Here is a 19,657-nt window from a genome sequence, read left to right as displayed (position 1 = left end):
ACGGTTTTCCACTTTCCCCGACCATACTCCGAGCGGCGCTTTGGGCACCGTCCAACTGCCGGTTCAACTTCCCCTCGACAGCCCTGTCGCTATCTATATTCGTCCGTATGCGACGACGGAATGTGAACATCCTTCTCACGGGTACGGCATCGGATTCCCACACATGGAACCTGGTCTATCTGCAGCTGCTCTTGGAGGAGCTCGGGCACCCGGTCCGCAATCTGGGTCCCTGCGTGACGGACGAGCTGCTGATCGCGGCCTGCACGGCCGAGGAACCCGGCCTCGTGGTCATCAGCAGCGTCAACGGGCACGGCTACCGGGACGGGTTGAGCGCGGTGCGCGCGCTGCGCCGGACCGGGCTGTCCCTTCCCGTCGTCATCGGCGGCAAGCTCGGCGTGGCCGGCTCGGCCGACCCCGAGCAGCGGGCACGGCTCCTCGACGCGGGCTGCGACGCCGTCTTCGACGACGGCGACATCGAAGCCCTGAAGTCCTTCCTCGCCTCCCTCGGGGCCGCCTCCCTCGGGGCCGCCTCGCTGGCCGTCGCATGACCGCCGCCACGCTCTCCGCACCGCACGGGGCCGCCACCGACCCGGTCGCGCCGGACACGACCGCCCCGGACACGCGCTCCCCGTCCGCCTCGACGACCTCCTTCGGCGCGTTCGTCACGGCCGCCGCCGCCTCCGGACAACTGGTCGTCCAGCCCCGAATGGGGTTCGGTGATCCGCAACGGATGCGAGCCGGCCTGGAACGCACCAAGGCCGCCGTGGCCACCACCGTCGGCACCCTGACCATCGACAGCTACACCCGGGTCGGCGACCACGCCGCGGCACGCGAAGCCCTCGCCGAGGGCACCCCCCTCAACGGCTACCCGATCGCCACCCACTCCACCGAGCTCACCCGCGGCCTCCTCACCGGCGTGCTCGACGCCGGGTTCCCCGTCCAGGTGCGGCACGGCTCGTCGCGGCCGGAGGCCATCGTCCGGGCGCTGGCCGCCGCCGGGCTGGACGCCACGGAGGGGGGACCGGTCTCGTACTGCCTGCCCTACGGGCGCACCCCGCTCGCCGAGTCCGTGGAGAACTGGGCGCACTGCTGCGAACTGCTGGCCTCGCTCGTCCGGGCGCCGCGGGTGGCTCACGTGGAGAGCTTCGGAGGCTGCATGCTCGGCCAGCTCTGCCCGCCCGGGCTGCTGGTGGCCATCAGCCTGCTGGAGGCACTGTTCTTCACCCGGCACGGCATCCGCAGCGTCTCCCTCAGCTACGCGCAGCAGACCGACCCCGCGCAGGACGCTGAGGCAGTGCGGGCCCTGCACCGGCTCGCCGCGGAGTTCCTGCCCGCGGAGGTGGACCGGCACGTCGTCCTCTACACCTACATGGGGGTCTTCCCGCACACCGAGCGCGGCGCCACCCGGCTGCTGGAGGCCTCGGCACGGCTGGCCGTGACCTCGGGGGCGCAGCGGTTGATCGTCAAGACGGCCGCCGAGGCGCACCGGATCCCCAGCGTGCTGGAGAACGTCCGCGCACTGGAGACGGCCGCCGCGACGGCGGCACTGGCCGCGCCGCCTCACGAGGCGGCGCGGCCGGCGGACAGCGAGGTCTACCGGGAAGCCCGGGCCTTCGTGGAGGCCGTCCTCGAACTGGGCGACGACCTCGGGAGAGCCCTGCGGACCGCCTTCGCGCGGGGAGTCCTGGACGTCCCGTACTGCCTCCACCCGGACAACGCGGGGCGCTCGCGCAGCTTCGTCGACGCGAGCGGACGGCTCCGCTGGTCCGATACGGGCGCGATGCCGGTCACCCCCCATCGCATGACGGGTGGTCATGTACGCGCTTCCGTACGGCCGATGACTTCGGACGGACTGCTGGCGGCGCTGGGCCGGGTGGCCTCCCAGTACGACGGCCCGTCGGCGCCCCCCGGTTCCGCGGCCGTTGCCGGTGCCGGAGCCCGGGCGGGTGCCCGAGCGGCCCGGGCTCCTGCCTGAGCCGCTCCGACCGGGGAACACCCGGACCTCTGCGCCGCACCTGCGCCCCCCCTTCATCACGGGCAAGACGACCCGGAACACGACCAAGACCACGACCAGGAACACGACCAGGAACAGGAGCAGGACCCGACATGAGTCTCTCGACCCCTCCCCCGCTGGGTGAACACTTGCGCTCGCCGCAGCTCCGCTCCGCGATGATCGTCCAGCAGGAAGCCCTCCACGCGGCCCGGCAGTTCCTCCGCGGCGAGGGCTTCGTGGAACTGCTGCCGCCCCTGGTGGGCCCGGTCACCGACCCGGGCGGACGCGGCGCGAAGGCGCTGGACGTCGACTACTACGGGCAGCCGTACAAGCTGATGACGAGCGCGATCCTCTACAAGCAAGCCTCCCTGAAGGGCTTTCCGCGCCTCTTCTACATCGCCCCGAACGTCCGGGTGGAGCCCCCCGAGACCGCGGGCACCGGCCGTCACCTGGTGGAGTTCCACCAGATCGACGTGGAGATGGCCGGCGGCAGCCGGGCCGACGCCCAGGAGATCGCGGCCGGCCTGCTGACCGCCGTGGTGGATCACGTGTGGACGACCGTCCCCGAGGTTCTGCGTGAACTCGGCCGGGACGAGCTTGATTTCTCCGAACTGCGGTCCGGGAAGTTCGACTCCTGCACCCACGAGGAGGCTGTGGCCCGGCTGATCGGCGCGGGGCACCCGCAGAGCGCGGACGCGGAGATCGACTGGGAGGGCGAGAAGGTGCTCTCCCTGGAGGCCGACCGGCCGTTCTTCATCGACGACTACCCGAAGGGATCGCGCGGCTTCTACGACCGCGAGGACCCCCAACGCCCGGGTGTGCTGCGCAACTTCGATCTCATCGCACACGGCGGATTCGGCGAGCTGGTCAGCGGCAGCGAGCGGGAATCGGGGTATGCGGCGATCGTGACCCGCATGCGGGAGAGCGGCGAGAACCCGGCCAAGTACGCCTGGTACCTGGAACTGGCCCGTGAGGGCATCGAGCCCAGCGCCGGCTTCGGCATGGGGCTGCAGCGCCTCGTGCGGTTCCTGACCGGGCTCGACGCCCTCTGGCAGGTCAGCGCCTACCCGAAGCTGCCGGGGGTGATCGCGCCATGAGCCCCCTGGGTGCGCCGGGCTTCCCGGAGCGGGCGGTACGGGCGAGGGCCCGTTCGGGCACGGCCGAGGTGTTCCCGGCGGCGGACGCGTACGGGGCGGAGCTCTTCGGGGCCGGGACCCCGGAGGGCGCCCCCGACTCCTTGGACGCGCTGCGGATCGTACCGCCGGTGTTCATGCCGCGACGGCTGGAGAAGCTGATCGACCTGGGCCGCGAGCCCTCGTACGAGGACGTGGACCTGGACACCTCGATCGGCGGCTTCACCGCCCGACTGCCGCTGTACCTCTCGGCGTTCGGATCCACCCGCGCCGGGAGCGGCGATCTCGGGGTGGCGGCCGGCCGCCAGGCCGCGCGGCTCGGGATCCCCATGGTGATCGGCGAGAACATGGTGCCGGTCCACGGCTACGCCCGCGGCGGCGAGGGCGGCGCCACCCGCTCCGCCCTGTTGGAACGGATCGCCGCCTACGCCGAGTCCCTCCCGGACGGGGTCGGCGGGGTCGTCGTGCAGCAGTCCACCGAGGACGCCGACTCCGAAGTCTGGAACCTGCTCTACAGCGACCCGGGGACCCGGGCGCTGCGCGACTCGGGCCGCCTCGGCTTCGAACTCAAGGTGGGCCAGGGCGCCAAGCCCGGGCTCGGCGGAATGACCGTGGTGGGGGCGGCGGAAGCCCAGCGGCTGGCCGGGCGGTTCGCCGTACGGGACCTCCTGGGCGAGGCCGGCGGGGCCGGCGGCAGCCGGCTGCGGTGTGCGACGCCCGGCACCTTCACCGAGGAGATCGTCCGCCAGCAACTGCGTTTCATGCGGAACAACTTCCCGCTGGCGCGCACCTGGGTGAAGTTCCACCCGGGCCGGGACATCGCGGCGGCCACCGCCACCGCCTGGACCGCGGGCGCCGACGCGGTGACGGTGGACGGCGCCGAGGGGGGCACCGGCTGGGCCCCGCGGGTGTTCCTCGACCAGGTGGGGCTGCCGCTCGGGGAGTGCCTGCGCCGGATCGGCCGTCCGGCCGGGGACCTGCTCGCGACGGGCCGGATCTGGGAGGGGGGCCGGGCGGCACGGGCCCTGTCCCTGGGGGCCACCGCGGTGGGCCTGGGCCGGGCGGCGCTGCTGGCGGTGGACGAGGACCCCGAGGCGGGGCTGGTCCGGCTGGTCGAGGCCTTGGCGCTGGAGCTGCGGCTGCTGGTCAGCGCCCTCGGGAAGTACCGCGTCGCCGATCTGGACCCAACCGACCTGTGGTCCCCCGAAACCCCGGTGCCGGGGGCCGTGGCGGCCGTCGCGCTCGGGAGCCCGTCATGAGGCCGGCCGGTCCGGCCCGGCCCGTCGTTCCCGCGGTAGTCGGTCCGGCATCCGGTCGGGCCGCCCTGCGGCCCGTGCCGGGCGGCCGACTCACGGGGCCGTCCGGGCGCCGTCGACGGGCGGCGTGCGTCCGGGCGCGGTTGTGGCTCTCGGAGGAACCGGGGGTCAGCGCGGCCGCCGTCCCCCAGGCGGGACCGGCCGCCACCGCCGCCGCGGCCACGGCCGCGTACCGGGCACTCGGAGCAGCCGGCCTCGGCCACCTCGGCGGCCGCCTGGAACTGCGGACGTACGGCGGCGTTCCCCGCAGCTTCGACCTGGCGAACGCCGCACGGCGTGCCGTCTCCGCGGCCTTGGCCGAGCGCCAGCACCACCACCACCACCACGGCGACGTACACGGCGACCTGCACGGCGATGTGCACGGCGATCACCGATGAACAACCCCACCCCTCCCACAGAGAACAGGTGCACCATGGACACCCCCGTACAGCAGACTCCTCGGCCCGGACAGCCGGTCCAGTGGGGCCGGGTCGGCTCCCTCGTCGGCGGCCAGGCTTCCGTGCAGCTCGGCAGCTTCGCCCTGCTCATCGCGATGAACTGGACCGCCGTCGAGCTGGGCGGGACCCGCGCGGTCACCCTGCTGATGCTCGCCGCCACGGTGCCCCGCGCCCTGATGCTGATCTTCGGCGGGGCGGTGGCCGACACCCTCGGGCCGCGTTTCATCCTGCTGCGCACCACGGCCGCCCGCGTCGTCCTACTGGCCGTTGGCGCCGCCGTCACCGCCACCACCCACCAGCTGTGGCCGCTGGTGGTCATCGCGCTGATCGAGGGGATCCTCCTGGGCCTCGCCGGGCCGGCGTCCGGCGTCCTGCTCCCGATGTTCGCCCGCGGCGACCAGCTGGCCCGCGCGAACTCCCTCTACTCGATGGTGCTGCGCGTCGCCCCCATCCTCGGCTCACCGGCCGGAGCGCTCCTGATCAGCGTCGGGGAGCTGTGGCTGGCCATGCTGGTCGGCGCCGCCACCGGGGCCATCTGGCTCGGCTGCCTGCTCCACGTCACGCACGGCTTCGTCCGCCCCGCGCCGGAGCCCGGCGTCTCCCTGGTCAAGCGCTCCGGCGACGGCTTCCGGCTGCTCGCCGCCCACCCCCGGCTCCGCTGGATGTTCGTCGCCGCCCTCTGCCTCGACCTGGCCTTCAGCTGGCCGGCGGAGGTGGCGCTGCCGCTGCTGGTCTCCGAACGCGGCTGGGGCGTGAGCGCGGTCGGCGTGGTCCTGGCGGCCTTCAGCGTGGGCGCGCTCGGCTCCAGCGCGGTGGGCGCCGCGATGGCGCACCGCATTCCGATGTTCGTACGGCTCGTCGTCACCGGCGCCGGGCTCGCCGCCGGAATCCTCGTGATGGCCCTGATGCCGTCCGTGGTCTCGCTCACCGCCGTCGCGGCCGGGGTGGGGCTGCTGTCCGGCCTCAACGGTCCCGCGATCGTCACCCTGTACCAGCAGTCGGCCCCCGAGGACCGGATGGGCGCGGCGATGTCCACCCTCGCCCTGGCCGGAATCGGCACCGCCCCCATCTCCATCGCCGTCTTCAGCTCGCTCTCGCTCGTCCTCGGCATCCAGACCACGTGGCTGCTGTGCGGTGCGATCGCCTTCGTCTCCCCGGTGGCGGCGGTCCTGGCACTGCGCCACCCCGCGCGGGCCGAGGAGCCGGCGCCGGTGGAGCAGCTCCCCGTCCCCGCGGCCGCCTGAGGAGGTTCCCCATGTCCGTACTGACCCGGCAGCTCCTGCTCCCGGAAAGGCTGTCGGACCCCGGCCCGGCACAGGCCGTCCTGGTGGCCGCGAGCCCGCAACTGTGGCTCGTGGACACGACGGAGTACCGCGTGCATGCCGCCCGGCACGCCCCCGGCACCCTGGACGCCCAGGAACTGGCCCGAGCCGCCGAGTTCGTCCAGGCCGCCGACCGTGACGCGTACGTCTGCGCGCACGTCGCGCTGCGGCGGCTCCTCGGCGCCTATCTGGGCATCGTCCCGCGCGAGGTCACCGTCGAGCGGGCTCCGTGCGCACACTGCGAGGAGCCGCACGGACGCCCCGTACTCCCGGGCGGGTCCCTGCACTTCTCGCTCTCCCACTGCACCGACATCAGTCTGCTGGCGTTCGCGACGGCCCCGGTCGGGGTGGACGTCGAGGAGCTGGTGGCGCCCCGCACCATCCCGGAGCTGGCCGACGTACTCCACCCGCGGGAGGCCGCCGAACTGGCGGCTCTCTCCCCGGGGGAGCGCTCGGAGGCCTTCACCCGGGTCTGGACCCGCAAGGAGGCCTACCTCAAGGGCCTGGGGGTCGGCCTCTCGGAGAATCCGGCGGCGGACTACGTCGGTTCCGGCCCGGCACCGGCCCGTCTGCCGGGATGGACCCTGAGCGACGTCCTGGTCCCGACCGGGCACTGCGCGGCGCTCGCCCTGCGCACGCCGTGACCGGCCCGGCCACCCGCTCCTGAGTGACGCGGCGGACGGCTACGGCTACGGCTCAGTTGCTCTGGTACCGGGTGGCGAGGGTGGGGCTCTGGCCGGCGAAGGCGGCGAGGTCGGCTTGGAAGACGGCGTGGAGGAGGGTGCGGTCTTCGATGCCGGGCGCGATGACGACTTCGCCGAGTTCGAGCCCGCGCAGGGTGCCGGTGACGAAGTCGTCGGTGCTCATGCGCGGGATGGCACTGGCGTCGATGCCTTGGGCGGCGTGGAAGTTGGTGGCGACGATGCCGGGGCAGACCACGTGGACGGTGACTCCGGTGCCTTCGAGTTCGGCGGCGAGGGTCTGGGACATGGTGACGAGGTGCGCGAGGGTGCCGGCGTAGACGGCGCGGCGCGGCATGACCTCGGGCCCGGCGGGGCCGCTGAAGGCGATCATGCCCGCGATGTTGACGATCGTGCCCTTGCCGCGTTCCTGCATCCCGCCGACGGCGGCGTTCATGAGGAGGGTGGGGGCGAGGACCTTGACGTTGACGATTTCGCGGGCCTTGCCGGCGGGCAGGTCGGCGAGCGGCATGTAGTGGGCGACGCCCGCGTTGTTGATCAGCAGGTCCAGGGGCTCGTCGGCGCAGTACGCGGCGACGGCGTCGATTCCCTGCGGGGTGGACAGGTCGGCGGCGACGGTGCGGACCTTTACGTGGGGGTGGGCGTCGGCGAACGCGTCGAGCTTGTCCTGCGTACGGCCGACGACGATCAGGTCGTGGCCGTCGGCGGCGAGGCGTTCGGCGAAGGCCAGGCCGATGCCGGAGGTGGCGCCGGTGACGAGGGCGAGGCTGCTCATGAGGGAAGTCCTTACTTCGTCCGGCTCGGACGGTCGCAATCGACTCTGCTGAGACGGTCGGTGTACTCGTTGGGGGGTGGACGATCGGCTACGGACGGATGGCCGCGGGGACGGCGGCGAGGAGGGCCCGGTTCTCACCGACCGCTGGGTCGTGGAACGCACAGTTGCGGCGACGGGGCCGACAGCCCTGATCACCCAGCCCGAACCAGCCCACTACAGGTGGGGCCGTTCCTGATTCCGTCATGCCCCCAGTCTGGCGACAAACCGCCACATCAAGGAGTAGACCCGCCTTCATAGGACTACCAGTACCAGGCATACCATCCCGCCCGTAAGCCACACTGACTGCCATGGCAACGACAGAACTCGGTGTAGCCCTGCGACGCTGGCGCGACCAGATCACACCCGACGCCGTCGGCCTGCCCACCGGCGGCCACCGACGGGCCACGGGCCTGCGCCGCGAAGAACTGGCCCAGCTCGCCGGGATCTCCGTGGACTACATCACCCGCCTCGAACAGGGCCGCGCCACGAACCCCTCCGCCCAGGTCGTCGATGCCCTCGCCCGCGCCCTGCGCCTGCCCACCGACGCCCGTGCACTCCTCTTCGAGCTTGCCGGCCTCGCCGTCCCCGGCCCCGGAACGATCTCCGCGTACATCACCCCCGGCGTCCAGCGGATGCTCGACCGGCTGACCAACACCCCCGTCGCCGTCTTCGACGCCGCCTGGACCCAGCTGACGGCCAACGCGCTCTACACCGCGCTCATGGGCGAGTGGCACGGCGATGAACTCAACGCCGTCTGGCGCAACTTCCTCAGCAATGGCACCCGCGTGCGCCACACCCCCGACTCCCTCGGCAACCTCCGCGCCCAGCAGGCCGCCTATCTGCGCGCAACGGCCAGCCGTTACCCCGCCGACCCGAGGCTCCAGCACCTCATCACCACCCTGCGCACCCGCAGCCCCCTCTTCGAGCAGCTGTGGGAATCGGGCACCGCCACGGCGCAGCCGGGCGCTCAGAAGACCATCGACCACCCTCAGGTCGGCGCGATCACTCTGGACTGCGACATCCTCCACGTCACCGGCAACGACTTGCACATCATGATCTACACCGCCGAACCTGGCACCGAGGACGCCGAACGCCTCGCACTCCTGTCGGTCGTAGGGACACAAAGCCTCGTCGGCTGACGCGAGCCCTGAACGGAGCTCCGGTTGTGCCTCGGAGTCGAGACGGGTGCCGGCCGCGCTTCTCCGCGCGGCGAGCACTCTGCCCCTGCCCCTGGCGCTGCGCGCGCGGACACCACGGTCCGTGAGAGGCGCCCAGGCTGCTCCGTCCGGCCGGCGCCGCAGAACCCCGCTGGGCCCCGGTCAGTGGCTTGAGTCCCCACTCCCTGGATGCCGCGATGTCCTCTTCATACCGGGTCACCCCGGAAGCATCGCGCTGAGGCGCGCGCCTTCGGCGAGGAGCTGTGAGAGTTGGGCGTGGTGGCGCTGCCAGTCCACCGTCCGCCCGCATGCGCCGGGGCGGCGCAGGCTCGTCAGCCCTTACCCGACCGGGCGGTCGAGGGCGACAGTATGGCCCGGTGCGGCCAGCGTCCCGTGGAACTCGTAGTAAGCGCGGGCGGCGGTCATTGAAAAGCCGAACCTTGCCGAGCGAACCTTGTGCGTAAATAACGCGAGAGAATGCGTGCAAGCAATGATCATAAAAGACTGGGCTACGCGGATATCGGATGCCGAACACGAAAGAACTGGAATCGACACAAACACCTACCGACACACACTATGGCAAGCAAGACTAACAGCCGAACTCGGCGAAAACAGGGCAATTGCATGGGCCGATGCACACGAAGCATACCTGTTTGCCGGACAGGAGAGGGATCACAAGTCAGACCTCTCTACAATAATGCAAAGGGTAGAGAAATCGGCAGAGAGAGTAGCAAAAACCTGATCAGCATCCTGAGCCCAAAGGCCCTACAGATGGTAATCATAAACAAATCGGCTACGTATGCGAGATCCGCAACAGATTTTTCCACACAGTTCGACTTCGGAAAAAAGAGATGACCAGTAAGTGAGAGAAGGGACAGGAAATGCCCTTGCGTAAGTTCGTTTGGATACTGGCGGCATCTCTAGGAATTCTGACGGCTCTGGCGGCTGTCATTATCGGATCCGAAGATGGCCACAGGCGTAAACTGCAGATTTCCGACGTAGAGGGGACTTGGTCCGCAGCCACAGGAGAGCGCCTCACGGTCCGCTCAGATGGGTCCGCGGAGCTGCTAGGCGTTAGGGACATCCAGGAAAACTGCGGAATGTCGGTCGAGCCATCCTTCCATGCTTACAGCGGCCCAGCTACCTGGGAGTTCGACACTTTCCCCGACGAGGCGCCTGGGATAAGATTTGACTTCCAAATACCAAACCCCGTCAAATCATGCAAGATTTACCTCACAGTATTCCCTGAAAGGAATGCCGGTAAGGGCTTTCTCGACAGCAACACAGGTATGCAGTACTCGAGATCACCAGGGCAGTCAGGCTAACGCAGCCCGCGGCCGCAAAATGTGGAGACAAAGGGTCGACCGCTTCAATTTTGATGCGCGAAAACAAACCACATTTACACTAGGCCAAACCTAGGATCTTAGGAACGGTCCGCCGGATATGCTGGCGGACCGTTCCGCCGTTGTGCGGCGGCAGGGGCGGTCGAGAGTGCGGACGAACTTCCGGTACCGAAATTGCGAGTCTCGGTTCACGCCCTCTCGTCCGGGCGGGTAGCTGATGAGATCGCGAGCGCCCTGCGCGAGTACAGCCGTCTGTCCGACAGCACGGCGGCGGACAGCGACGCGAAGATCGTCGCTCTGCAGGCAGCACGCCGCCAGGCGCTGCGCGTGAGCCGGGGCGGCGTCGAGCAGCACATCGCGGCACTGGAGGACTACGCCGCGCAGGTCTGCGAGGCCGACCTGCGCTACCGGGAACTCCCGCAGATCCAGCGCCTGGTGGAGCTCGACCTTCTGGCCCGTACCGCGGCCGACGCTCTGGCCGTAGCGGAGTTCGCGGCCATGAGCGCGGAGGCAGCGATCGTCGCGAAGACCTTTCGACCGCCCTGGACCGGGCGGCCTCCGCCGCCGTCATCGCTCTGGCCACGCGGGCCTCGGCCTGAGCGGGCAGTCAGGTCGCGGCCATGGTGACAGTGTGCCGCTGCTGGCGGCCGTCGTAGGGGGCGAGGCCGGGCGTGCCTTCGGTGGTACCGGGTCCGGTGTGCGCGACAGTGATCATGTGAACCGCCGGACCCTCCCCCCGCTCCTCGCTGTCCTCCTGGCCAGGGCGGGGTGCGTCTCCGTCGCCCCCGTCGACAACAAGCCCCCGCAGGACCGGACGAAGGCCCCGGCCCACGCTTCCCAGCGTGGGACCGGTGGGGCGCTGCCGATGACGCCGTTGCCCGCCAGCCGGCCGCCCGCTTCTGCCGTGGTGATCGCGCCCGAGGAGAGCCCGTCGGCCGTGCCCCCTCGCCGGGAACAGCTCCGCACGACGAAGGCCGACGGATCGGGCACGGGAACGCGGACGCTACGGCGGCCGGTGAAAGCAAAGCAGTTCAGCCAGCAGCGCCCGGCCTCGAAAGCCAAGGTGAAGGCCAAAGTGAAGGTGAAGCCGCGCAAGGTGCGGACGTCGAAGCCCGCGGTTCTCAGCGCTCCCGCCCGGTTGCGGTCCCGGATCGGGGTCGTGTCTCCATGGCCGAGCTGTGCCGCTCCTCGCACGGGGTCACGAGTCCGGCCATCACGCAGCTCTGCCACGGGCCATACAGGTGACCAAGAAGTTGAGCGCGCTGCGTGCGCCAGGCTGGCGGGCTTGATTGCGCCATCCCCGAGCGGGTTCGGGCTCGGTCTGTGACGGCCTCGATGGCCAGCAACTTGTCGACGTCGGGGTCGAAGGTGAGCTGGCGCGGCGCCTCGTCGGCCGCACGCAGGCCCTGGGCCCTTAGCAAGATCGCTCGTATAGCGCGTGTGACGACGTGCCGCCACACCTTTGCACACCGGGAAACCGAGGCATCCACTCAAGATCAATCACGGAACTGCGGTCAGATCCCGAATTTTCCTCACTGCGGCTCTTCGCCTCAGTTGGTTCACGGAGTGAACCAACTGAGGAATGTGGGGAGGGTAAAGCAGAAGAACTCACCGATGGCTGGGCCGGTGAGTCCTGGAGGTCTGGGGGTCAATCGGAGGAGACGAAGCCAGCTGACTGGTCGAGGTGGAACGGTGAGCCCGGGTTCTCGGGCTTCCAGCCGGCGGTGAGCGCGGTGCGGATGCTGTCAGCGACCTGGGCGGGCAGGATCGGGCTGCCTTGTGTTCCGAACCAGTTACTCGGGTGCGGCTGGTTGGTGGTGATCACCAGTTTGGTGCCGGGCGTCTCGGCGTGTTCGACCGCATAGGAGAGGGGGGCCCAGACCAGTGCTTGGTCGTAGGTCGGCCGGCCGCGGAGCCGCCACCGGTAGGTGGTCCCGTCCACGGTGATGAGCCGCGATCCCTTTTTGACCAGTGCCATGTCCACGTCCCTTCCCATGTGACTGTAGTGAATAGCGGCTGATCGTGTCGTGCCGATTCCCGTCGGATGGTGTCAGCTTCGGCGCATGGGGATCACGTCCCGGCTTGCTGCTGGGACGGAAGACCGCCCTTGAGGAGTGGTAATGGCTACAGCGTCCAGGTGGGACCCTGCTAACCGAGGGAACACGATCGGCACCGCGGTAGGACCTTTGGCTTTACCGACCGCAGGATCAAGGTCTCCGCCTGGTGCGTGGAGAGCCCCCTCTGACCGAAGTCGGGAGGGGGCTCTTCGTGGAGTCCAACCCGTGTACTGCGGGCCGTGTCGGAGCAGGTGAAAGCACAGTGCCCTGGTCGACGTGATGAACGCGGACCAGGCGGCCGGGGAGGCCGGGAGATTCCCCTTCGACTTGTGCGGTCACCCATTTGGCGTGCCCGTCACGGAAGCGCGGTCAGAACCAAGTACGGCGCTCAGTGCACGTATCGGGGTCGCCTGTCAGGAGGGGATGTTGATGCCTGCGCGGATGACCCAGAGGTCCACCTGCGGCGATCGCGTTTCATGGTTTGTTGCAACGACTAGGTGGCTGGAACGCCCTCCTGAAACCGTCGAGGGCGTGACCATGATGGTGCCCACCTGCGGCACAGCCTCATTGCTTGCCGGCAGCGTCGGCTGTGATGCCGAAGCGTTCCCCGTCGCCGATCCTCGGCCAGGAGGTGCCGGCCGCTCGCTCCGCGCACCACCTTCTCCGGGCGGGCCTCGACACCCGTGGCCCCGAGAAAGGCCCCGAGGAAGAACGCCCCGGATCGTCCGCCTCCCTGCAGCACGGCCTGGAGCAAGTTCTCCTGCACGTTCTACAGGACGTCGACGCTGCACCCGGCCGGGGCAAGGACACCCTCACCCCAGAGACCGGTCCCGGCGGCGGCTTGGCCAGAGCATGCTGTGTCTGCTCGACCAGGCGTCCCACCAGCGCGAAGGCCAGACCCCGCTTCCAGGAGATGCCCATGCCCATGCGGGCCAGGTGCGCGTTAGGGAGGCCGGTGCCGCCTTGGTCGCGGATCCCGTCCTTGCGGGCCGCGAGCAGGGGCCGCTGGCGGGAGCCCACCAGCGTGCCCGCCTCCATCTCCCGCAGGACACCCTTGACGATTCCCACGATCGCGGCGTGCGCGAGCCGGTTGACGTCGGGTTGTTCCAGACTCTTCGCGCGGTCGCCGAGGTCAAGGTCGCGGGGGGATCGCCAGGCCCCGGGTCAGCGGGCCTCAAGAGCGCTTCGTGTCCATACTCGCGCGACTCGGCCCCGGGTGCCCGTGGCGGGCAGCCGGGGCAGCGGTCGTCTTGGTCAGGAGAGTTTGCCGAGGATGCGGCTGGCGGGGGCGTCGGGGTCTTCGGTGGCGAAGAACTCGAGCCAGGCGGTGGCGTATTCCTCGCGGGTGATGGTGCCGTCGCCGTTGAGGTCGAAGACGCGCGCGGCTTCGGCAGCGTCGTCCTCGCGCACGCCGCCGCGGGTGAACATGGCGACCAGGGCGGCGACGGGGATCTGGTCGTCGTCGTCGGAGTCCATGGCGGTGAATGCTGCGTCCACGGCCTTGCGGGCGGTGCTCTTGATGGCCGGGTCGTCGGGCGACAGGCCGGTCATCGCGGCGCGGAACTCGTCCTGGGTGATGACTCCGTCGCCGTTGTCGTCGGCGTGGTCGAGGAGTGCCTTCCACCATGCGTCGTAGTCCGCGCGGACGGAAGCGGCCTTGGGCGAGTCGGCGGGCACGTTGCTGCCGGCCAGGATCCTTCCGACCATCAGCTCGACATCGGTGTGGTCGAGGCGGCCGTTGCCGTCGGTGTCGTAGAGGGCGAACAGACGGTCGCACTTGTCGTGGATGACGTTGGGCATGCGGTGCTCCTTCGCTGACCGTGTCCGCCCGGGCCTGCCGAGGGCCGAGCGGGACTCGGGGGTCGATCGACGGCACGAACCATCGCAGACGTCACCAGGGCGGCCTTACCTCCTTGTCACTCGTTCGGCTCATTGTCCGGGAGGAGATCATCCCATCGTGTGAGGTGTCGTCCGCGGGGGTCGCCGACGTCGGCATACTCGGCAGCTCCACGCACGGGGACGGAAGGACTGCCAGACCTTGCACGAGCCGATCAACCCCGCACGCGTTGAGGGTCCGTCCCTGAAGGATGAGCGGGCGCGGACGCTCGGCGACGCGTTGCTTCGCGTCACCCACCCTGCCCACGGTCTGTGCACGGACCTCAGGTGGCCCGGACGAGGTGAAACGGTCTTCCTCGGCGAGGGCGGGCGGATCGATCGGCAGTCATACGCCGAACTCCGCGCTGAGGCAGAGACCGTTCTGGGTGGCCTGCGCAGGTCAGGAGCCCGAGCTGGTGACCATGTGGTCCTGCAGCTGGCCAGCCAGCGGGCGTTCGTCACCGGTCTGTGGGCCTGTGTCCTGGGCGGGCTGGTCGCGGTGCCCGTCGCCGTGCCTTCGGACTACGGCACCGACCGGGCGGGTACCGGCAGGCTGGAGGCGGCCTGGCGGCTGCTGGGCGACCCCTGGCTACTAGCCGGTGCGGACGAGGCCGACGGGTTGCGCGCCCTCACAGCGCACCGTGGCCGGCCGGAGCTTCGGATCGCCGTCCTCGACGAGCTCCTGGCACGCCATGACGGTCACAGCAGCGAGGAGTGGCATCGGGCGGTCCCGGAGGATCCGGTGCTGGTGCTGCTCACCTCGGGGAGCACCGGCGTGCCCAAGGGGGTGCGGCTCAGCCACGGCAACATCCTCACGCACGCCGCCGCGGGCCGTCAGCACCACGAGCAGACGGCCGGCGACATCTGGTTCAACTGGCTGCCGCTCGATCACGCCGGCGGCGTGATCATGTCCCACCTGCGGAACGTCGTCGTCGGCTGCCGCCAGATCCACGCCCCCACCGCCTGGGTGCTGGCTGATCCGCTGCGCTGGCTCGACGCCCTGCACGAGCACCGGGCCACGATGACCTGGGCCCCCAACTTCGCGTTCGGCCTCGTCAGTGACCGCCTCACGCAGGAGGCGGGTTCCCGCGGCTGGGATCTCTCCTGCGTGCGGGTCGTCCTCAACGGCGGGGAAGCGGTCGTCGGCCGCACCGCCCGGCGGTTCACCGAACTCCTGCGTCCCCACGGTCTGCTGGTGACGGCGATGCGCCCCGTGTGGGGCATGTCCGAGACCTCCTCCGGTCAGATCGACGGCGTACTCACCCGCGAGGACAGCGGCGCCGGCCGGGGCGGGCGGGAGGCAGGTGCCGTCTCGGTGGGGCGGCCCTATCCGGGCTTCGCCCTGCGCATCGTGGACGAGCAGCACAACGTGGTGCCGGAGGGGACGGTCGGAGCCCTCCAGGTCCGCGGCCCCGCGGTCACTCTCGGATACCACGATCAGCCGGCCGGCGCCGCGTTCACCGAGGACGGCTGGCTCGACACCGGTGACCTGGGGCTCACCCAGGAGGGCGAGCTGACGCTCGCCGGGCGGGCCAAGGACATCATCATCGTCAACGGCGTCAACCACGCCTGCCATGACCTGGAGGCACTCGTCGAAGACCTCGACGAGGTGGAACGCTCCTTCACCGCGGCCTGCGCGGTCCGAACCCCGGACAGCAGCACGGACGAACTCGCCCTGTTCTTCCACCTCAAGAACGACGCCGACCCCGACCGCGCCCTGACTCGCATCCGCGAAACGGTCCTGCACGAGGCCGGGATCAACCCGGCCCACCTGATCCCGGTCCCGCGCGAAGACGTGCCCAAGACCGAACTCGGCAAAATCCAACGGGCACGGCTGCGGGAGCTCTTCGAAACCGGCGCACTCTCGGTACGTCCGCCTCGTGCCGGACGGCGAGCGGCCGGGAGGGTCGTGGTCGACCCGTCCTCCGGTGAAGGCGGATTCCATCGGCAGAGCTGGGAGCCGGCCGAGTCTCCCCCGCCGACGGTTATCGAATCAGAGTGCCCGGAGCGGGGGATGACGTTGCTGCTCGCCGACCAGCACGGACTGGCGGAAACCCTGGCCCGAGCGCTGCGGGAGCGCGGCGAGGCGTGCGCGGTCGCTGTTGCGGGGCCCGGCTTCGCCGTCCTGGGGCCTGACCGGTTCATTCTGCCGTCCGGCCACCGCGACGCGTACGAGCACCTGCTGGAGGTCCTCGCCGGCCGCGGCCAGAGGGTCACCCGTGTCCTGCATCTGCGGACCTACGGCCCCTATCTGGGTGAGCCCACCGAGGCGGACCTTGAGAGGGTCACAGATGAGTCGGTGCACTGCCTGGCGGAACTGGCCGCGGCCCTGGCTCGCTTCAACCCGGGGCGGGCGCCGCGCGGACTCTTCGTGATCGGCAGCCACAGCCAGTACGTCCACGACGGTGACCTGCTGGCGTACGAACGTGCACCCGCCACGGCCATGGTCAAGAGCCTCGCCCAGGAGGTGCCGTGGCTCTCCTGCCGCCACGTCGACCTGCCTTACACGGACTCGCGCGCTGATGCCCTCACCGTCCTCGAAGAGCTCCGCACCCCCGTCACAGGAGAAGGTGGCGTGGAGTTCGCCCACCGCTCGGGCTGGCGACTGGTCCGGCGGCTCACCCCGATCGACACCACCGGCTCTCAAGCCCACGAAGTGTCCGCGCCGACGGGGCCGGTTTTCCGGGAGGGCGGCCTGTACCTGGTCAGCGGCGGCCTCGGCGCTCTCGCGATGGAGACCTCCCGCCACCTGCTGGGCGCCCATGGTGTGAGGCTGCTGCTGCTCGGGCGGACCCAGCTCCCGCCAGCGGCCACCTGGGACGAGCACATCGCAGCAGGAACCGAGCTCGGCAGGAAACTCGCATCCCTGCGCCGGCTCCGCGCGTTGGGAGACGTGCACTACGCCGCGGCCGACATCACCGACGCACATCAGGTCCGCGCCGCCGTGGCCACTGCCGAGGAGGTCTGTCAGATCCGGCTTTCCGGCGCCCTGCACCTGGCCGGCCACTACGAGGAATTCCCCCTCAACGAAGAGACCCTCGAGCAGCGGAGCATCGTGCTGCACGCCAAGACCCGCGGTGCGTTCGTCCTGCACCAGCTCCTGCAGGCCACCCCCGATGCGCTGTTCCTGTCGTTCTCCTCGACGGGCGGGTTCCTCGGCGGTCCGCGCATCGGCGCCTACAGCGCGGCCAACGCCTTCCTCGACGCCCTCGCCGTGCACCAGCGCACCCAATGCCACATGCAGGCCACCAGCCTGGCCTGGAGCATGTGGGACAACCTCGGCATCAGCCGCGACTACCCCTTCCGCGACCTCGTCGAAGCCCGCGGCCACCGCATCCTGTCCCCCGCCATGGCTGTAAAGATGCTCGAGCCCGCGATCCGCACCGGCGTACCGCACGTCCTGATCGGTGCCGACCCCCACCGGCCGGGGTCGGCACGGATCAAGGAGGCCGCACCCACACCCGCCTCTGCGGCCGCCCCTGGCACCAGCACGGCGGCCGCCGCGGGGACGATGCGGACACTGACCTGGATCTGGTGCGCGTTGCTGAACCGCGAGCACATCGCACCGCACGAGAACTTCTTCGCCCTGGGCGGGCAGTCCCTGCTCGCCTCCCGCATGCTGGCTCAAATCCGCGAACACCTCGGAATCCAGCTGACCTTCCAGGCCCTGTACGCGGACCCCACGGTCGCCTGCCTGGCCCGACACCTGGCCGACACCGGACGCGATCCCGGCGGCGTACTCCTGCCCATCCGCCCCGAAGGGTCACTGCCCCCGCTGTTCTGTATCCACCCCGCCAGCGGCACCGCCTGGTCCTACGCCGCCCTCCTGGACACCCTCGCACCCGACCGGCCCCTCTACGGCCTCCAGGCCCGCGGCCTGACCGGCCACGAGACCCTCGCCTCGTCCATCGAGGAGATGGCCGCCGACTACACCGCCGCTATCAGTTCCGTACGCCCCGACGGCTCCTTCCACCTGCTGGGCGCGTCCTTCGGCGGGCTCGTCGCCCACGCCATCACCAGCCTCCTCCAACAAGCAGGGCGCCGAACCGGGGTACTCGCGGTCCTCGACACCTGGCCGCCCTCCCCGGGCTATGGACCGTCCCCGGATCACCTGGAGCAGCTCCTGCTCCGTGTCCTGCTCCGCGACGCCGGATGCGCCGACGCGGCAGGTGCACAGCCCGGCGCACGGATCAGCCGCTCCGAGGTCGCCTCACTCCTGCAGGGCGCCGGCAGTGCCCTGACCGGGCTCGGCACCGACGGCGTGGACGCCCTGGTCCAGGTCATGCGCAACAGCATCCGCCTGCAGGACATCTGGAGCCCGCCCCGAATTCAGGGCGGCCTGCTGCACTTCACCGCGGCCGACCGCCTCTTCACCAGCGGCAGTCCCGAGGCCGCGTGGAAGCCCTACATCGCCGGCCGGGTCACATCGCATGACGTCGACTGCGCCCACGTCGACATGCTCCAACCCGGACCCGTCCAGCAGATCGGCCACACCCTCGAAACCGCACTCACCGAAGCCGACCACCAGGAAACGAAACCTGAACCAGGCAACCATGCGAACGACTGCGATGCGCCCAGCGGTCTCCGTGTGGAGAGCGAACGCAGTCACGTCACGTCCCGGAGGGTGTGACCGCACGGTGTCGGGCAAGAGGTCGTCGCGGTCCAACGAGCAGGAGCCTGGTCAGCCGCGGTGGAAGAGGTCGGGATCGCGTGAGCGGTGCCGGCCTGTCGCCAGCCCACTGGATCCTCCCAGAGCGGGAACCTCCCGCCCCTCCTGAAGCCATTGCCGTTCCACGGCATCGTAGATCGGCGAATCCGACACCAACCCACCACCCGGCCCCGTGGAACACCTGGGTGCTGGAACGGTTCTCTGGTCCATGACCAGCCCAACGACCCGCCACGGGACACCGTGGCGGTCCGTGATCCATCTGTCACCTCACAGGCGTCGCGCGGGTGCCGTGCGCGCGGCACTCCCACGCCGTCGGCGGGCAAGCTCGGTGAAACCGGTCAGGAGCCGAAGTGACGCAGGACGCGTGAGGCATCGCGGAGGTTCTCGAGGGCTGGTGCGGTGCCGGTCAGGGGCATCAGGTGCTGGTTGCCGCAGGTTCGGGGCTGCTGGTGATCGACCTCCCAGCCCCAGTCAGCCGCGGCCGTCGACGAGCCGGTGGCGTAGAGGGGCTGATGGCAGGAACGACACCAGTAGTGGACGGGTGTGGGCGGCCCGGGGCGGGAAGGGCTGTCGGGCGCCGGGGAAGGCACGGCACCAGCAAACTGGAATCTGCCATTCATCGGCGTGACCGCCTGTACTGCACGCTCGGCCGCGGCGGCTTCCCTCCACCCGGAGCAGCGGCGCTAGGAGCTGTCTCTTTGGTGTTCGTTGACGGGAGGGTGTCGATCAGGATCCGGACATGACCCATCCGCCCGATGAGGTTCGCTCGCTGCACGCTTCCCTCACAAGGCTGCTCGCAGCGCCTCTATGATCGACCGGCCGCAGAAAGACGACAGGTGG

The 19,657-nt window shown here is 70.1% G+C and carries 14 protein-coding genes; 11 read left to right on the top strand and 3 right to left on the bottom strand.

The window, feature by feature from the left end:
* Positions 1–107 precede the first annotated feature (107 nt).
* From ACFYYB_RS33110 to ACFYYB_RS33080, 7 genes are all read left to right on the top strand, one after another.
* Positions 108–548, top strand: a complete 441-nt coding sequence (locus ACFYYB_RS33110) for a cobalamin B12-binding domain-containing protein (RefSeq protein ID WP_389440152.1) — start codon at positions 108–110, stop codon at positions 546–548.
* Positions 545–1,975, top strand: coding sequence for a methylaspartate mutase (locus ACFYYB_RS33105; protein ID WP_389440150.1), 1,431 nt, complete (start codon positions 545–547; stop codon positions 1,973–1,975). The genes ACFYYB_RS33110 and ACFYYB_RS33105 overlap by 4 nt, the downstream gene beginning before the upstream one ends.
* Before the next feature lie 131 nt (positions 1,976–2,106).
* Positions 2,107–3,090, top strand: coding sequence for an asparagine synthetase A (locus ACFYYB_RS33100; protein ID WP_389440148.1), 984 nt, complete (start codon positions 2,107–2,109; stop codon positions 3,088–3,090).
* Positions 3,087–4,385 carry a glutamate synthase-related protein gene (locus ACFYYB_RS33095; RefSeq protein ID WP_389440146.1) on the top strand — a complete coding sequence of 433 codons (1,299 nt, stop codon included), beginning with the start codon at positions 3,087–3,089 and terminating at the stop codon, positions 4,383–4,385. The genes ACFYYB_RS33100 and ACFYYB_RS33095 overlap by 4 nt, the downstream gene beginning before the upstream one ends.
* A 140-nt stretch (positions 4,386–4,525) precedes the next feature.
* Positions 4,526–4,819 (top strand): hypothetical protein, encoded by a 294-nt coding sequence (locus tag ACFYYB_RS33090; RefSeq protein ID WP_389440144.1) that lies wholly within the window; start codon positions 4,526–4,528, stop codon positions 4,817–4,819.
* A gap of 35 nt (positions 4,820–4,854) precedes the next feature.
* Complete coding sequence (locus ACFYYB_RS33085) at positions 4,855–6,123, top strand: MFS transporter (protein WP_389440142.1); 1,269 nt, start codon at positions 4,855–4,857, stop codon at positions 6,121–6,123.
* Positions 6,124–6,134: 11 nt separating this feature from the next.
* Positions 6,135–6,845: a 4'-phosphopantetheinyl transferase family protein gene (locus ACFYYB_RS33080; protein ID WP_389440140.1), complete on the top strand. Its 711-nt coding sequence runs from the start codon at positions 6,135–6,137 to the stop codon at positions 6,843–6,845.
* Between the two features lie 52 nt (positions 6,846–6,897).
* Here the strand turns inward: ACFYYB_RS33080 and ACFYYB_RS33075 are convergent, their stop codons facing one another.
* Complete coding sequence (locus tag ACFYYB_RS33075; RefSeq protein ID WP_389440138.1) at positions 6,898–7,677, bottom strand: SDR family NAD(P)-dependent oxidoreductase; 780 nt, start codon at positions 7,675–7,677, stop codon at positions 6,898–6,900.
* Positions 7,678–8,024: 347 nt separating this feature from the next.
* Here ACFYYB_RS33075 and ACFYYB_RS33070 point away from each other — a divergent pair, with 347 nt between their 5' ends.
* From ACFYYB_RS33070 to ACFYYB_RS33060, 3 genes are all read left to right on the top strand, one after another.
* Entirely contained in the window at positions 8,025–8,855 is an 831-nt protein-coding gene (locus ACFYYB_RS33070; RefSeq protein WP_389440136.1) for a helix-turn-helix transcriptional regulator, read from the top strand.
* Positions 8,856–9,327: 472 nt separating this feature from the next.
* On the top strand, positions 9,328–9,615 hold the full coding sequence (locus ACFYYB_RS33065) for a DUF6973 domain-containing protein (RefSeq protein WP_389440134.1): 288 nt from the start codon (positions 9,328–9,330) through the stop codon (positions 9,613–9,615).
* A gap of 775 nt (positions 9,616–10,390) precedes the next feature.
* Positions 10,391–10,843 (top strand): hypothetical protein, encoded by a 453-nt coding sequence (locus tag ACFYYB_RS33060; RefSeq protein WP_389440132.1) that lies wholly within the window; start codon positions 10,391–10,393, stop codon positions 10,841–10,843.
* A 1,021-nt stretch (positions 10,844–11,864) separates the two neighbouring features.
* On the opposite strand, the gene ACFYYB_RS33055 is transcribed toward ACFYYB_RS33060, so the two are convergent.
* Both ACFYYB_RS33055 and ACFYYB_RS33050 read right to left on the bottom strand, forming a co-directional pair.
* Positions 11,865–12,194 carry a hypothetical protein gene (locus ACFYYB_RS33055; protein WP_389440597.1) on the bottom strand — a complete coding sequence of 110 codons (330 nt, stop codon included), beginning with the start codon at positions 12,192–12,194 and terminating at the stop codon, positions 11,865–11,867.
* 1,333 nt (positions 12,195–13,527) lie between these two features.
* Entirely contained in the window at positions 13,528–14,073 is a 546-nt protein-coding gene (locus ACFYYB_RS33050; RefSeq protein ID WP_389440130.1) for an EF-hand domain-containing protein, read from the bottom strand.
* Between the two features lie 238 nt (positions 14,074–14,311).
* Here ACFYYB_RS33050 and ACFYYB_RS33045 point away from each other — a divergent pair, with 238 nt between their 5' ends.
* A complete protein-coding gene (locus ACFYYB_RS33045) occupies positions 14,312–18,778 on the top strand; it encodes an AMP-binding protein (protein ID WP_389440128.1) in 4,467 nt (1,488 codons plus the stop codon).
* Positions 18,779–19,657: the final 879 nt, after the last annotated feature.

Origin of the sequence: Streptomyces sp. NPDC002886, from assembly GCF_042888445.1 — a bacterium.
In the GTDB taxonomy this organism is placed as follows: domain Bacteria; phylum Actinomycetota; class Actinomycetes; order Streptomycetales; family Streptomycetaceae; genus Streptomyces.
This window is presented reverse-complemented; position numbering and strand designations above follow the sequence as displayed.

Bases quoted from the DNA above. Each gene is read 5' to 3' on its own strand.
- ACFYYB_RS33110 (WP_389440152.1), top strand. From the start codon at position 108: ATGCGACGACGGAATGTGAACATCCTTCTCACGGGTACGGCATCGGAT.
- ACFYYB_RS33105 (WP_389440150.1), top strand. From the start codon at position 545: ATGACCGCCGCCACGCTCTCCGCACCGCACGGGGCCGCCACCGACCCG.
- ACFYYB_RS33100 (WP_389440148.1), top strand. From the start codon at position 2,107: ATGAGTCTCTCGACCCCTCCCCCGCTGGGTGAACACTTGCGCTCGCCG.
- ACFYYB_RS33095 (WP_389440146.1), top strand. From the start codon at position 3,087: ATGAGCCCCCTGGGTGCGCCGGGCTTCCCGGAGCGGGCGGTACGGGCG.
- ACFYYB_RS33085 (WP_389440142.1), top strand. From the start codon at position 4,855: ATGGACACCCCCGTACAGCAGACTCCTCGGCCCGGACAGCCGGTCCAG.
- ACFYYB_RS33080 (WP_389440140.1), top strand. From the start codon at position 6,135: ATGTCCGTACTGACCCGGCAGCTCCTGCTCCCGGAAAGGCTGTCGGAC.
- ACFYYB_RS33075 (WP_389440138.1), bottom strand. From the start codon at position 7,677: ATGAGCAGCCTCGCCCTCGTCACCGGCGCCACCTCCGGCATCGGCCTG.
- ACFYYB_RS33070 (WP_389440136.1), top strand. From the start codon at position 8,025: ATGGCAACGACAGAACTCGGTGTAGCCCTGCGACGCTGGCGCGACCAG.
- ACFYYB_RS33055 (WP_389440597.1), bottom strand. From the start codon at position 12,194: ATGGCACTGGTCAAAAAGGGATCGCGGCTCATCACCGTGGACGGGACC.
- ACFYYB_RS33050 (WP_389440130.1), bottom strand. From the start codon at position 14,073: ATGCCCAACGTCATCCACGACAAGTGCGACCGTCTGTTCGCCCTCTAC.